Origin of the sequence: uncultured Capnocytophaga sp. (assembly GCF_938029845.1) — a bacterium.
Classification (GTDB): domain Bacteria; phylum Bacteroidota; class Bacteroidia; order Flavobacteriales; family Flavobacteriaceae; genus Capnocytophaga.
The window spans coordinates 1-13,113 of sequence record NZ_CALHGG010000093.1; the positions used below are offsets into that span (position 1 = coordinate 1).

At 38.6% G+C, this 13,113-nt stretch carries 16 protein-coding genes; 13 read left to right on the top strand and 3 right to left on the bottom strand.

What is annotated here, in order from left to right; translation table 11 throughout:
• From Q0625_RS06705 to Q0625_RS06715, 3 genes are all read left to right on the top strand, one after another.
• Positions 1-587: SMI1/KNR4 family protein (locus Q0625_RS06705; RefSeq protein WP_298824881.1), on the top strand; the 587-nt coding region annotated here is incomplete at its 5' end.
• A 54-nt stretch (positions 588-641) separates the two neighbouring features.
• On the top strand, positions 642-1,304 hold the full coding sequence (locus Q0625_RS06710; protein WP_298824883.1) for a hypothetical protein: 663 nt from the start codon (positions 642-644) through the stop codon (positions 1,302-1,304).
• Complete coding sequence (locus Q0625_RS06715; RefSeq protein WP_298824886.1) at positions 1,297-1,884, top strand: SUKH-4 family immunity protein; 588 nt, start codon at positions 1,297-1,299, stop codon at positions 1,882-1,884. The genes Q0625_RS06710 and Q0625_RS06715 overlap by 8 nt, the downstream gene beginning before the upstream one ends.
• Positions 1,885-1,942: 58 nt before the next feature.
• Here Q0625_RS06715 and Q0625_RS06720 read toward each other — a convergent pair whose 3' ends face one another.
• The 3 genes from Q0625_RS06720 to Q0625_RS06730 are packed head-to-tail and all read right to left on the bottom strand — an operon-like array spanning position 1,943 to position 2,998.
• Positions 1,943-2,398, bottom strand: a complete 456-nt coding sequence (locus Q0625_RS06720; protein ID WP_298824888.1) for an isoprenylcysteine carboxylmethyltransferase family protein — start codon at positions 2,396-2,398, stop codon at positions 1,943-1,945.
• A gap of 22 nt (positions 2,399-2,420) precedes the next feature.
• The gene (locus Q0625_RS06725) at positions 2,421-2,753 is read right to left on the bottom strand and encodes a hypothetical protein (protein ID WP_298824891.1); all 333 of its coding nucleotides are present in this window, start codon (positions 2,751-2,753) and stop codon (positions 2,421-2,423) included.
• The gene (locus tag Q0625_RS06730; protein WP_298824894.1) at positions 2,750-2,998 is read right to left on the bottom strand and encodes a hypothetical protein; all 249 of its coding nucleotides are present in this window, start codon (positions 2,996-2,998) and stop codon (positions 2,750-2,752) included. The genes Q0625_RS06725 and Q0625_RS06730 overlap by 4 nt, the downstream gene beginning before the upstream one ends.
• Before the next feature lie 138 nt (positions 2,999-3,136).
• Between Q0625_RS06730 and Q0625_RS06735 the strand changes: the two genes are divergently transcribed.
• The 10 genes from Q0625_RS06735 (at position 3,137) to sufD (ending at position 13,067) form a co-directional block, all read left to right on the top strand.
• Positions 3,137-3,661, top strand: a complete 525-nt coding sequence (locus tag Q0625_RS06735; RefSeq protein WP_298824897.1) for a hypothetical protein — start codon at positions 3,137-3,139, stop codon at positions 3,659-3,661.
• 235 nt (positions 3,662-3,896) lie between these two features.
• Positions 3,897-4,682, top strand: coding sequence for an SDR family NAD(P)-dependent oxidoreductase (locus tag Q0625_RS06740; RefSeq protein ID WP_298824902.1), 786 nt, complete (start codon positions 3,897-3,899; stop codon positions 4,680-4,682).
• A 29-nt stretch (positions 4,683-4,711) separates the two neighbouring features.
• A complete protein-coding gene (locus tag Q0625_RS06745) occupies positions 4,712-5,704 on the top strand; it encodes an SMI1/KNR4 family protein (RefSeq protein ID WP_298824905.1) in 993 nt (330 codons plus the stop codon).
• Positions 5,697-6,710, top strand: coding sequence for an SMI1/KNR4 family protein (locus tag Q0625_RS06750; protein WP_298824908.1), 1,014 nt, complete (start codon positions 5,697-5,699; stop codon positions 6,708-6,710). Before Q0625_RS06745 ends, Q0625_RS06750 begins: the two co-directional genes overlap by 8 nt.
• A gap of 131 nt (positions 6,711-6,841) precedes the next feature.
• Complete coding sequence (locus tag Q0625_RS06755) at positions 6,842-8,446, top strand: DNA methyltransferase (protein ID WP_298824911.1); 1,605 nt, start codon at positions 6,842-6,844, stop codon at positions 8,444-8,446.
• On the top strand, positions 8,443-9,636 hold the full coding sequence (locus Q0625_RS06760; RefSeq protein ID WP_298824914.1) for a DUF262 domain-containing protein: 1,194 nt from the start codon (positions 8,443-8,445) through the stop codon (positions 9,634-9,636). The genes Q0625_RS06755 and Q0625_RS06760 overlap by 4 nt, the downstream gene beginning before the upstream one ends.
• Positions 9,629-10,216 (top strand): HEPN domain-containing protein, encoded by a 588-nt coding sequence (locus Q0625_RS06765; RefSeq protein WP_298824916.1) that lies wholly within the window; start codon positions 9,629-9,631, stop codon positions 10,214-10,216. Before Q0625_RS06760 ends, Q0625_RS06765 begins: the two co-directional genes overlap by 8 nt.
• Entirely contained in the window at positions 10,191-10,967 is a 777-nt protein-coding gene (locus tag Q0625_RS06770; protein ID WP_298824918.1) for a TdeIII family type II restriction endonuclease, read from the top strand. Before Q0625_RS06765 ends, Q0625_RS06770 begins: the two co-directional genes overlap by 26 nt.
• Positions 10,968-10,978: 11 nt before the next feature.
• Positions 10,979-11,716, top strand: coding sequence for a Fe-S cluster assembly ATPase SufC (gene sufC, locus Q0625_RS06775; protein WP_298824919.1), 738 nt, complete (start codon positions 10,979-10,981; stop codon positions 11,714-11,716).
• A gap of 55 nt (positions 11,717-11,771) precedes the next feature.
• A complete protein-coding gene (gene sufD, locus Q0625_RS06780) occupies positions 11,772-13,067 on the top strand; it encodes a Fe-S cluster assembly protein SufD (protein WP_298824922.1) in 1,296 nt (431 codons plus the stop codon).
• The last annotated feature ends 46 nt before the right edge of the window (positions 13,068-13,113 follow it).

The following is a 13,113-nucleotide window of genomic DNA, read 5'->3' on the forward strand; positions in this document are numbered from 1 at the left end:
CCCAGCAATTGTATTTTGCAGGGGATTACTTATGCTTTTGTGAAGAAAACCAAGGGGTAGTAATATGGGCAATTCGAAAAGAAGATTTAACAAACCCTAACCCAGCTGTTTGGGGTAATTACGGCTCCGAAACCGACTCCAATTGGATACAAGAAACCCAAACACTCTCCGATTTTTGGCTGTATATTGCCATTTACAACGGTACTATGGGAGGCTTGCCTTACAACGCCAGTGCAATGGGCGGTTGGGGTATGGAAAACTTTGAAGTACCCGAGCAAGCGGTTGCCCATATCGAAAAACAATATACCGAGCTTACTTCCCTCAGCTGGAAAGGGCAACGTACTTTTATTGATGCTGATTTTGAAATAGTCATTACCCTTGCCATACACCAAACCAAAAACCGAGCTACCGCTATTTTTATAGGCAGCGCGCAACAAGAGTTATTTGATACTCTGTTAGACGCTATGGAAAACTTTGGCTTGGAATGGAATTACACTTCCTACGATGATGATGACGATGATTTTCAAGTAGTCTCAGAAGCTGAATTAAATGAACTAAAAGCCAAAGGCTTATGGACCTTAAGTTAGCTATTTTTGTACTATAAAAAGCTATCAATAAACCCAATTAATTAAATTAACAATATGACCGAAGCAGTGGAAAAACACATCAAAAAGCTCCATCAGTTGGAGAAAAAAGGTAATTTGGAGGTAGAACACCTTTTAAAAATTCTCAAAATACCTAATAAAGAGTACATTACTCCCTTGCAGGAAATGGTAGCGCAATACCATTGGCAACCACTCAATGATGAGCTTATTATACCCTTTGCCTCGTGGGTAGATGCCATTTGTATTTATCTAGAAGAAGGGGCGCAAGGCTTGGTAAAAGCAATATACAAAACGAAAGACTTCTTTCATATCATCTTTGGAGTATTGGAAGAGTTACCTACAGAGGAAGCGCTCCCTGCCTTTTTAGAAATTGCTCAAACTTTCTTACCCCATATCAGCGATGAGCAAAAGGATTTTGTACAAAAATATACCTATTCACTTTGTAATATATCACACCAACTCAAAGGTGAGAAGGTAAGCCAAGACCTTCACGAGGTTTTTGTACCTATCTTAAAGCAAATTATCAGCTTTGCACAGTCTAAAAAAGACGAAGTGCTAATGTGTAGTGCGGCAGTGTGTTTCCAAGCGTTTGGTAACGAGAGTGATATTCCCTACCTCAAAGCACTCCCTTTTACAGAAGCCTATTACAAAAACACAGGAAAAACCATTGCCAAAAGAATAGAGAAGAAATATGCTTAGTTTTACAAAAGACGATAGAGAAGCCCTACACCAAGCCGGCATTACCGCTGAGTTGCACTCTCCTCAACCCCAGCTGATGAGCCTTGATGAGGTACTGCAAAACAAGTTTGCCCTACTGAATGACTACCTACAAATGGGGTTTTATTTTATCCGCTTTCCAGATGAACTTGTCTCTATGCAACTAGAAGAGGAACACTTTCAATGCTTTGGAAAATGTTGTTATGGTTATTTTGTATTGAACGACATAGGAAATGTACACTTACTCTCTACTAACAACGGTTATACTACTACCCCTGTGGTGTGGGTGAATCATTCATTAGAGGAGTTTATCAAAACTTATAGTCTGTTGCTGGCGGGGGTATTTCAGCTTAAAGGTAGTGATACTTCTACCCAAGAAAAGCTTTTTGCCACATTGGATAAAGTTGTCCAGCAAGTAACCGAGGCTATCCAAGAACTTAATCCTAAATTATTAGAGGAAGGAAGCCTTTGGGAGCAATTTATTTATATGATAGAAGATGGCTGGTTTTCTACCACTTATCACGAAATATTCTATATCAAAGAAGGAAGAAGAAGCCTATGATAATTAGCTGATTTGCCAATTAGTGAATTTGCTAATTAAAAGGGTATGGTAATTAAATTTACAGCCAACGACGTACTTTTAGGCAATAGTTTTCGTATTCTTTGCCAAACTTCAGTCTAAGGGTGCGCTCTTCTGGAATGATTTGGAAGCGTGTCATATAGGCTATAAATAGCGGTATCCCTATCCAAGTTAAAAGATAAGAGAGCCATATCGCCCAAGCGAGTAAGCAACAAACCAAGCCTACATACATAGGGTTACGAGTCAGTTGGTATATCCCTTTTGAAACAAAATGAGTAGCCTGCGAGGGATCAAGAGGATTGATAGTAGTGCGGGCTTTGTGAAAACTCCAAAGCGCAGCCAATCCAACTCCCACACCTATCATTGTGAAGGTTATAGCCACTGTGGGCAGGTGAGGCAATGCACTAAAAGGTAATAAATGAGCAAGCACCCACATTAGCAAGGCACAGATAAGCCATACTGCAGCAGGTGGGATTTTAAGTTCTAAATTCTTCATTTATAAATCAACTAATGTTTTTTTAGAAAGGAGCATACACCCCCAAGTCTTTTCCCCAATCCAATTCGGCAAAACGAGTACTGAAAGCCTCATATACTTCTTTGGAATTGATTTGTAAAGCGGTGTAGTTCTCAATTTCTTGTAGTTTTGAAATATCAGTAAATGATACAAAAATAGGTAGGTTGCTATGCTTTAATAAGCTTTCTACCTGAGGTTTGGCTTTAACAAGCGCTGCCATACACACTTCAAGCATAGTTTTCCTATAGTTATCACAATCACTTTTGATAGCACTCACCTCTTCCCTAAGTTTTTTATTAAAGGCTTTCAACTGACTATCTTCTAAATCATAGCTCATACACAACCATTCATTAGGCGACCATTTAAAATATAGAAAATCGTCAGTATCAGTAGTGTTACCTCATTTTCTGATAGAATCTTCTCCAAGTCTTCAGTATTGGCTAATGCTAAAAAGAAATGCTCCATATCATCATTACCAACCAATGCCAAGGCATAAGGTTGTTTGTGGCTATCCTTCATTTGGTTCAAATCACTCACAATACTATAGGTATTAATGAGTTCTTCTATTTTTTGTTTATCCATACGTTATTGTTCTAAAGGCAAAGGTAGTGATATTTTGGTAATTAGCAAATTATCCTTACCTTTGTGCTCTAAAAACCGATGAAAAGTAATTGGTAGTTTATCCCAATTTGCACTTTTCAACCCTTAAAATTTTTAAAGATGAACACCTTAAGAAAAAAATTACGTCCTGATTTTGCGACAGCAGAAAAGTTGTACCCACTTGTACTAAAACGCCTAGAAGACTACGAAGCCTTTCATGATGCCCAAAGTGAAGATACTCCCGAAGAAGTATTTGACAAAGAATACAAGGCGATGGAGCAGTACTTGAGTACACTCACGGGTAAAGACCTTTCCAATACTTGGCTATGGGAATGGTGGGAAGGTAATGGCATTGAAGCCTTTGCCTTTGATTTGGCAATGCCCGATCCTGTAAAGCACAACGACCTCACTCGTGAAGATATCGCTGCTTTTGTGCGCATCATCATAGATAATGAATTTGAGTGCGAAAATGACTTTCAAGAGGAGTTTATGATGGATATGTTCTACGAAAATCAATACTTTTATAAATTTTTAGAGCTCAACTGTCCGCATTTCGACCCTACTGTGTTCAATACCACCAAAGATAAAAAAGGCAAATATCACGAGCCTACTGTGGAGGAGGTAATGAAGAAGATTTATCGTTAGTACTAAAAAAATAATTTTAAATAACGTGAGTTCCTACGAGTTTTCACGGATATCACAGATTTTCTATCTTTGTGTAATTATGTTGTTGAGATTTACACAGATAGATAAGACTTTTGGTCTTATTTATTCGTGTAAATCATAAAGCTACACTTAGTTGTTATACCATTTTCTCTGTGAAAATCTGTAAAATCCGTGGGGACTTTTTATATCGAACTTGCCTTAAAAATCTATACAAATGGAACTAAATCGTATCAAAGGAAAAATCGCTTTTATCTCAGGTGCCAGCAGTGGGATAGGGAAAGCAGTAGCTGAAAAGTTGGCGCAAATGGGGGCGAATCTTATTCTCTGTGCGCGCCGTGCTGAGGTATTGGCTCAACTGAAAGCCCAATTGGAAAAAGAACACGCTATAGAGGTTATTACCTTAGCTTTCGATGTGAGAAACTACCAAGAGGTGGCAAAAAATATCCAGTCCTTACCCGAAAAATGGCGACATATTGAGATTCTTATTAATAATGCGGGCTTGGCAATAGGATTGCAACCCCTTCATACCTACACTATGGAGGATGCCGACCAGATGATTGACACCAATATCAAAGGATTTACCTATATCGCGGGTAGTGTGATTCCGCTGATGCTCGCCACCGACAAGATAGGTACGATTGTGAACATCGGGTCGGTAGCGGGAGAAATAGCCTACCCCAATGGCAGTATCTATTGTGCTACCAAGTTTGCTGTAAAAGCCCTCAGTGATGCCATGCGTATAGAGCTGGTGGACAAGAAAATAAAGGTAACGACCGTAAAACCTGGCTTGGTAGAAACCAATTTCAGTAAGGTACGCTTCAAAGGTGATGAGCAGAAAGCCGAGAACGTATACAAGGGTATCACGCCCCTATATGCCGAAGATATCGCCGACACGATCGCCTATATCGTCAATCTGCCTGATAAAATTCAAATTACCAATATTACCGTCACCCCGCTCCACCAAGCCGATGCTATTCACGTACACAAATTAGCAGAGTAGTCAATTTGCCGATTCACTAATTTCTTATTATGTTAAAAACCCTAGAACAACAATACCAATTTCAATATCCTGAACTATATCATCGGCTTTATGCTGACCAAATGCTCGATATAGGCGAATATGCTTCGCATTGGAGTAAAGAAGTATATCCACAACTTAAAAACCACCCACCACTCTTTTTGTACAGTGGTGATTTTGAGTTGATACCACTTGCTAATATTGCCGAAGCTATCGAAGAACTCAACGGCGAGGAGAGTTGGTTCAGTATCAACCCCGATTACCTTTTTATTCCATTCGGACAAACGGGCGGTGGTGATTATTATTGCTTTTTGTACGACCAAAACGCTCCTAAACCCACTCCTCCTATAGCCTTGCTACAACACGATTCTGACGAGGCTGAACTATTAGCAAACACCCTTGAAGACTTCTTTTTCTATGAGATGCTCAACTCGGTGAACGATATATACGAGGGGTCGCTCGTACGCAGTGAAGGTGATTTCTACGAAAATATCACCCGCCTACTGCAAAGTCACCTGCCTTATATAACCAACGAGGCACAACGGCAAGTAATACAAGAAGTTTATAGCCGAAAACTCACCGATTTCACACGTGTGTTGCCACGTTTTACCCAAACCTATCAAGGATTATTATCCGATGAAGAATTGGCGCAACTCCTGCAACAGTATATCCCCATAACAGGCGAAAAGACCTTTGTATATACAACTGAAAATGAAATAGAAAGTACCCCTCCGCGATATATAGACGGAACGCTCTATGTACGGGTAAGTCCTATTCCTGCTAAAAACGACAAAGTGTATGATGCCCTCAAAGCGCTGAATTGGCGACAAAACAAAGCTGTTACCGACCGCTTAGAGTACAGCAAGAAAATGCAATTGTACTACAACGACCAGTATGGCGTTCCGTGGGAAGAGTATATTTTAGGCGCTTTCAAAGAGCGTATTGAGGCGCTGAAGCAATTCCCCAATGTAACCGTAACTTTTGAAGAAACAAACAATGAGTAAACAAGAAAAAGATTTCAGCGATCTCTCTCAAAAACTCCTCACTACTACCAACGGCAGCGAATATCACGAATTGGTAAGAAAAATAGTGAAGAAGTACGGCGAGAAAATGCGTCAAGAAACCTTACAAACCTTAGTACGAGCAGTAAAAGAAAGCAAAATTACCCATGCTCGCGACTTTGTAATCGCACGTATCTCGGAACTTGTAACCGAAAACGACACTGAACTTGCCCCTTTCCTCTATGAGATGATAACCCAAGGCTTACCCTATTGGGCTTTTAGCGGACTGCTGAAAGTAGAGGGCGACAAGTGCTATCCTTTTTTGGTAGATTACTTGCAAAAGGAGGATAGCAAAGAGAATAAAGGCAGTGCTATCATCGCCTTAGCCGAGCATAGCGGACAGCCTTTTAATAACGATCTCCCCTCCGACCCTGCTTATTGGCAAGCCTTGCCTATGGAAAGAGTACTTGAATGGCAGGCTCAAGGTTACCCAAGAAAACAAGTACTCAGCGAGTTTCCGTTTTTGCAAAAAAATCCACAAACCGACTTACAAAAGGCAATGGCTAAAATAGAGCAGGCTTTAGCAAAAGAGAGAGATTTTTGGCACGTAAAATCATATCAATACAACCGCGCTATTTTGGAAGTGCCCGAAAAGCAAGTTATCGACAATATTAAAACGCGTTGGGAACTGCCTGCTGTTTATCTCACTTTCTTAGAACGCTTTTCGCCTGCCAGTGATGCTTTTCTCAAGGGCATCAATCTGTATGGTGCTAATACTTTAATAGCGAATCAATGCGGTTATGCTTTCAGTAGCCCCGATGATGAACGCTTCCCCGATTGGAAAGCCCATTGGCTCGTAATCGCCGATAAAGATGCTGACCCCTATATACTCGACCTTTCCAAAAGTGACGGCAATGATGCACCTATCTACAAAGCTCCCCACGGTGCAGGCCAGTGGAAATGGCGTAAAGTAGCAAGTGGTTTTTTAGAGTTCTTAGAAAAATTGTAGGAAGGATGTTTTTGGAGAGAAAATGGGATTCTAGATTATTTAAAAGATAAACTTATCTTTTTATTGGAATACAAAAAGAAATGATGTATCTTTGCACCTTGAATTAAAACTATGGAAGGAGAGACACCATTATGCTAAGTCCTAATCAATACTTTACATTGCAACAAGCCTCACAGTGGGCGACGGAATATATGGGGAAGAATGTTACTTCCTCAAATATCTCCTATTTAGTACAGTATGGTAAGGTAAAGAAATTTGAAAATAATGGAATTACCCAAATTGCTAAAGAGGAACTTAAAGCCTATTACGATGCTTTGGGTGGAAATCGCACCTCACAGTGGAAAGAGAAATTAGGTGATGATCTCAACTGGAGTCTCTCATTTGAGCAGTATAAAGAAGCAGAAACTACCAAGCACGTACACCGCTTACACCCTTATAAAGGTAAGTTTATTCCGCAGTTAGTAGAGTACTTTTTAGATGGGCATACTGATGCTTTCAAAAAAGAAGTCTTTTTTAAAGCTGGTGATATAGTCCTCGACCCTTTTTCGGGTAGTGGTACTACTATGGTGCAAGCATCAGAATTAGGAATGCACGCTATAGGAGTAGATGTGTCAGCTTTCAATGCGTTCATAGGCAATGCTAAAGTAGGGTATTACGATTTGGCAGATGTGTATAACGAAACGCACCGCATTACCCAAGCCTTAAAGGAGTTTTTAGCAGAAAAACACATACTTACCTTTGACGCTGAACTTACCGAAGCGCTCAATAATTTCAATAAGGAGTTCTTCCCTGTACCCGACTATAAATATCGTTTGCAACGCAAGGAGATAGACGGCAAAGTATACGGAGCTGAAAAAGAGCAACAGTTTTTACCTATTTATCAGTCACTTGTAGAAAAGTACCACATTCAACTAAAACAAGCTAAAGCAGACACTTTCTTAGACAAGTGGTATATACAGCATGTGCGCGAGGAAATAGATTTTGTGTTTAACCTTATTAAACAGATTGCTAATCCTGCTACCAAGCGTATAGTTACCCTCATATTGAGCCGAACTATTCGCAGTTGTCGTGCCACCACTCACGCCGATTTAGCTACCTTGATAGAGCCTATAACCGCCACTTACTATTGTGCTAAACACGGCAAGGTGTGTAAGCCGCTATTTTCTATCTTAAAATGGTGGGAGACTTATGTCAAAGATACAATTAAACGTTTGCAACAATTTAAAGAATTGCGTACGAATACCTACCAGAAGTGTTTACAGGGCGATAGTCGTACTATTGACATTTTTGAGGCATTAGAGCATAAGAATCCAGAGTTTGCCGCTTTGGCAAGAAAGCAGCAAATAAAAGGCATTTTCTCATCGCCTCCTTATGTAGGGCTGATTGATTATCACGAACAACATGCCTATGCTTACGACCTTTTTGGTTTTGAGCGCAATGATGATAAAGAGATAGGTCCCCTTTACAAAGGGCAAGGGCAGGAAGCCAAGCGTATGTATGTAACGGGTATCGCTGAAGTACTGACCAACAGCAAACGCTTTTTAGCCGATGATTACGATGTATTTTTGGTAGCCAATGACAAATATGGCTTATACCCCGAAATAGCCGAGCGAGCAGGAATGCGAATTGTAAACCAATACAAACGCCCTGTACTCAACCGTACCGAGAAAGACAAAAACGCGTACGCTGAGATTATATTTCATTTAAAAGAAAAAGATAAAAACATAGAGATATGACTGAAGAATATAAAGAACCTATTTTTGATGGAGATTATGATCAGGATGATTTAGAAGATAACTCTTCTTCAATAGAATATGACATATCTGTTTCTCCAAACGATTTTAATGTAAAAACACTCTTTGACTTTATGGAATCTAGAGTCTTTAAGGTACCTAATTTTCAAAGAAATTACGTTTGGGATATTAAAAGAGCTTCTAAGTTAATAGAGTCTCTTTTGATAGGAATTCCTATTCCTCAAATATTTCTTTTTGAGGAAAAGAGAAATAATTTCTTAGTTATTGATGGGCAACAAAGATTAATGACTATTTACTATTTCATTAAAAAAAGATTTCCTAAAAAAGAAAAACGCATTGAGTTGAGAAAAATATTTGATGAGAAAGGAAGTATTCCTGACAATATACTATCGGACAATGACTATTTTACAGATTTTACACTAAATTTACCCGAACAGATTCCTAACAAACCTAATAAATTTAATAAGAAAAATTATTCAACATTAGAAGAATCAGATAAAACCTCTTTTAATCTAAAGACAATTCGACACACAGTGATTAAATCATCAGCTTCTGGCGAAGAGGGTAATAATGTAGTTTTTGAAATTTTCAATAGACTTAATACAGGAGGCGTTAATTTAAAGCCTCAAGAAATAAGAACAAGCCTGTATCATTCTAACTTCTATGAATTATTGTACAAGTTGAATCTGAAAGATGAGTGGAGGAAATTGTTATCAACAGAAACTCCAGACATTAATATGAAGGAAGTTGAAATACTTTTACGTGGTTTTGCAATGCTTATAGATAGAGAAAACTATAAACCAAGTATGACAAAATTCTTAAATGGTTTTTCTTTTAAAGCGAAAGAGAATAGTGACGAAGAAAATAAATTGTTAGAAAATATTTTTAACCATTTTATTTTACATATAAATTCTTTGGGAGATAATAAAATCTTTTGGACAAGTAACAGCAGATTTAATATTTCTGTCTATGAAGTGGTTTTTACTACTTTATGTGAAAACGCCTATAAAGAAAAGGATGCTTCTAAAATTTCACATACAGAGAAAGAAAAAATAGACTCTTTAAAAAAAGATGAAGAGTTTATAAAAGCATATTCTCAAAGAACTACAAGTGTAGATAACACACAAAAAAGAAGTGAAATTGCTAAAAGAATATTATTAGGTAATGGATGAGAACAAGACCTCAGTTGATATATTATGGGAAGAAATCACTTCTATTCAAAAAATATTGGGGGAAGCAAAAGAAGGTTCTTCTTTGAATGATTATAATAAAACAATAAGAAAGGTTTTGTTATTATCTTGTGCTAGTTTTTTTGAAGTAGAAATGACCGAAATGCTTAAAAGGTATGTAAGAAATGTTTCTAATAATGATGAAAAACTAGTTAATTTCCTAGAAAAACAAGCTATTAATATGAGATATCATACTCTAATTAATAGTTGGGGTGAAAAGAATAATCCTAATAGCCCTGCGAAAAACATTAATTCTTTTTTAAGTCTATTTGGTGAAGATTTTAAAACAAAAGTAACTTCTTACATAAAAGAAGATAACAATTTTGATATAAGTAAAAATGCTTTCTTAGAAATAGGTCATATTAGGAATATATTAGTACATAATGATTTTGCTTCATATCTTTATGAAAATAAAACACCGAGAGATATATTTGATTTGTATACAAAAGCAAAATACTTTATACCAAAAATTGAAGAATTACTAAATATGAAAGAAGATGCTAACCCCACAACAAATAACTAATGTAGAAAACACGCTTAGGCATAGTCTTAGAACAAAGTTTCAACACTATAACCCTGAGCCTGCGGTGATGCCTTTCCATACACGCTTATTGGGTAAAGACCGTATGGCATTGTTTTCGTTTATTCATTCTTTGAATACTAATTTTGGTACGAGCATTTTTGAGCCTGTAGCAAAATCATTAGCTGAATCTCGGTTTAAGGTTGCTAAATTACAAGCGGTAGCAGGTGATAAGATAAGTGAAAAAGCGCAACGGGTTATTCAGGATATTATGGATAACCTTACCGTAAATGGTAATCCTAATAAGATAAATGAAATACAAGCTATTAGGGCAGTTTGTCAGAAAGGAAAAATGAACACGGTAAAGCCTACCAAAGTAGATGTGTGGTTAGAAAGTCATTCAGATGAACTTTTCTTGTTTGACATTAAAACAGCTAAACCTAACAAAGGAGGTTTTAAAGAATTTAAACGCACTTTATTAGAATGGGTAGGTTGTGTATTGGCTGAAAACCCTAATAGAAAAATACATACCCTTATTGCTATACCTTACAATCCGTATGAACCTAAACCTTATTCACGCTGGACGATGGCGGGAATGTTAGATTTAGATAACGAGCTAAAAGTAGCCCAAGAGTTTTGGGATTTTCTTGCAGGTGAGAATGCCTATCAAGATTTGTTAGATTGCTTTGAGCGTGTAGGTATAGAACTACACAATGAAATAGATGAATACTTTAAAAGATTTAATAACCTATAAAATAATCAAAAATGTTAATAATAAAAAATCTCCACGCGGGTGTGGATGGTAAGGAAATCCTTAAAGGAATCAACTTAGAAGTAAAAGCAGGTGAGGTGCATGCCATTATGGGACCTAATGGAGCGGGTAAGTCTACGCTCTCTTCTGTAATTTCGGGCAATGAAAATTTTGAGGTAACCGAGGGGGATGTAATCCTCAATGGGGAGAGCCTCCTTGAGGACGCTCCTGAAGAACGTGCTCACAAGGGTATCTTTATGTCGTTCCAGTATCCAGTGGAAATACCAGGGATATCAGTCACTAACTTTATCAAAACGGCTATCAATGAGAGTCGCAAAGCAAAAGGACTCCCTGAAATGCCTGCGGGGGAACTCCTTAAGAAAATACGTGAAAAAGCAGCCCTTTTGGAAATCAATCCTGACTTTTTGTCACGTTCCCTTAATCAAGGTTTTTCAGGAGGGGAGAAGAAGCGCAATGAGATCTTCCAAATGGCGATGCTCGAACCGAAAGTAGCTATCCTCGATGAGACGGACTCTGGTCTTGATATAGATGCATTACGTATTGTTGCCAATGGCGTGAACAAGCTCAAGAGTAAGGATAATGCTGTGATTGTCATCACTCACTACCAACGTCTTTTGGACTACATTGTTCCCGATTATGTACATGTGCTTTCCGATGGTAAAATCGTAAAAACAGGTGACAAAAACCTTGCGTTAGAGTTAGAGGAAAAGGGCTATGATTGGCTTAAATAGTGACTAATGACAAGTGACTAACTACTAACCACTAATCACTAACAACTGATAAATCATGGATTTAAAAGAAAAATGGGTAGCCTCCTTTGAGGCATTCCCACACAAGGACGATATATTAAAAGACATTCGCCGAGAAGCCCTCAGTTTCTTTGGCGAAAAAGGCTTCCCTCATAAGAAGGTGGAAGCATGGAAATACACTTCGCTCAAGGATATTCAAGCAACAGATTACACGCTGTGGCAGCCTACACATGCTAAAAAGACATTTGCTCCAGAGGTGTTACACCCTTATTGGATAGAGGGTAGCCACTTATTGGTGTTTGTTAATGGCTTTTTCAGTGCAGAAATGTCCAATACTGATAGTGCGAACTTTACCGTAACGCCCCTATTAGAGGCTTTGCACAAGGGAGGAGCTCCTTTTGTAAGCAAATACTTCAATGCAGATACGGAGAAAGGGGATGTCTTCACAGCACTTAATACGGCTTATGCCGCCGAGGGGGTCTATATAGAGGTGCCCAAAGGCAAGGTGGTGGAAAAGCCTATCCAACTGCTTTATCTGAGTGATAGTACAGTGCCTACTTGCTACCAGCCACGCAATATTATTTCACTAGGGGAGAATGCGGAGCTTAAGGTTATTGAGATGCACCACAACCTATGTGAGCAACAAGTGCTGACCAATGCGGTGACAGAGGTATTTGTCGCCAAGGATGCACATTTGGACTATTACAAATTGCAGAATGATAAGCTCAACGCTTCACTCATTGACAACACTTATATTTCACAAGAGGCACAAAGCCATGCTAGCGTACATACTTTCTCTTTTGGAGGTACCCTTACGCGTAACAATCTGAACTTCTATCATCATGGGGAGTACTTGGAATCCACACTTAAGGGATTGAGTATTTTGCAAGGCACGCAACATACCGACCATTATACTTTGGTGAACCATGCTCAGGCTAACTGTGAGAGCCACCAAGACTATAAGAGTATTGTAAATGAGGAGGCTACCAATGTGTTCAATGGAAAAATCATGGTAGAACAGATTGCTCAAAAAACAAATGCTTACCAACAGAATGACAATATTTTGCTTTCTGAAAAGGCGACTGTATACACCAAGCCCCAGTTGGAAATCTTTGCAGATGATGTGAAGTGTTCGCACGGCTGTACAGTAGGCTCGCTTAGCCCTGAGTCTCTGTTTTACTTACAGACACGTGGAATAGGAAAGAAAGAAGCATCGGCCTTACTCACCTATGCTTTTGCCAATACCGTGTTGGAGAGTGTTAAGATACCTGCCCTTTCTGACTATGTCAATAAGATCATCGCAGCCAAACTGGATGTGAAAGTTGATTTTTAGGGGGCAAAAGGTTGTTTTCTTACAGGAAAAATCGTATTTTTGTAGG

What these genes read in the sequence shown, in the direction of transcription:
- Q0625_RS06710 (WP_298824883.1), top strand. Translation starts at nt 642, where the DNA reads ATGACCGAAGCAGTGGAAAAACACATCAAAAAGCTCCATCAGTTGGAG.
- Q0625_RS06715 (WP_298824886.1), top strand. Translation starts at nt 1,297, where the DNA reads ATGCTTAGTTTTACAAAAGACGATAGAGAAGCCCTACACCAAGCCGGC.
- Q0625_RS06720 (WP_298824888.1), bottom strand. Translation starts at nt 2,398, where the DNA reads ATGAAGAATTTAGAACTTAAAATCCCACCTGCTGCAGTATGGCTTATC.
- Q0625_RS06725 (WP_298824891.1), bottom strand. Translation starts at nt 2,753, where the DNA reads ATGAGCTATGATTTAGAAGATAGTCAGTTGAAAGCCTTTAATAAAAAA.
- Q0625_RS06730 (WP_298824894.1), bottom strand. Translation starts at nt 2,998, where the DNA reads ATGGATAAACAAAAAATAGAAGAACTCATTAATACCTATAGTATTGTG.
- Q0625_RS06735 (WP_298824897.1), top strand. Translation starts at nt 3,137, where the DNA reads ATGAACACCTTAAGAAAAAAATTACGTCCTGATTTTGCGACAGCAGAA.
- Q0625_RS06740 (WP_298824902.1), top strand. Translation starts at nt 3,897, where the DNA reads ATGGAACTAAATCGTATCAAAGGAAAAATCGCTTTTATCTCAGGTGCC.
- Q0625_RS06745 (WP_298824905.1), top strand. Translation starts at nt 4,712, where the DNA reads ATGTTAAAAACCCTAGAACAACAATACCAATTTCAATATCCTGAACTA.
- Q0625_RS06750 (WP_298824908.1), top strand. Translation starts at nt 5,697, where the DNA reads ATGAGTAAACAAGAAAAAGATTTCAGCGATCTCTCTCAAAAACTCCTC.
- Q0625_RS06755 (WP_298824911.1), top strand. Translation starts at nt 6,842, where the DNA reads ATGCTAAGTCCTAATCAATACTTTACATTGCAACAAGCCTCACAGTGG.
- Q0625_RS06760 (WP_298824914.1), top strand. Translation starts at nt 8,443, where the DNA reads ATGACTGAAGAATATAAAGAACCTATTTTTGATGGAGATTATGATCAG.
- Q0625_RS06765 (WP_298824916.1), top strand. Translation starts at nt 9,629, where the DNA reads ATGGATGAGAACAAGACCTCAGTTGATATATTATGGGAAGAAATCACT.
- Q0625_RS06770 (WP_298824918.1), top strand. Translation starts at nt 10,191, where the DNA reads ATGCTAACCCCACAACAAATAACTAATGTAGAAAACACGCTTAGGCAT.
- sufC (WP_298824919.1), top strand. Translation starts at nt 10,979, where the DNA reads ATGTTAATAATAAAAAATCTCCACGCGGGTGTGGATGGTAAGGAAATC.
- sufD (WP_298824922.1), top strand. Translation starts at nt 11,772, where the DNA reads ATGGATTTAAAAGAAAAATGGGTAGCCTCCTTTGAGGCATTCCCACAC.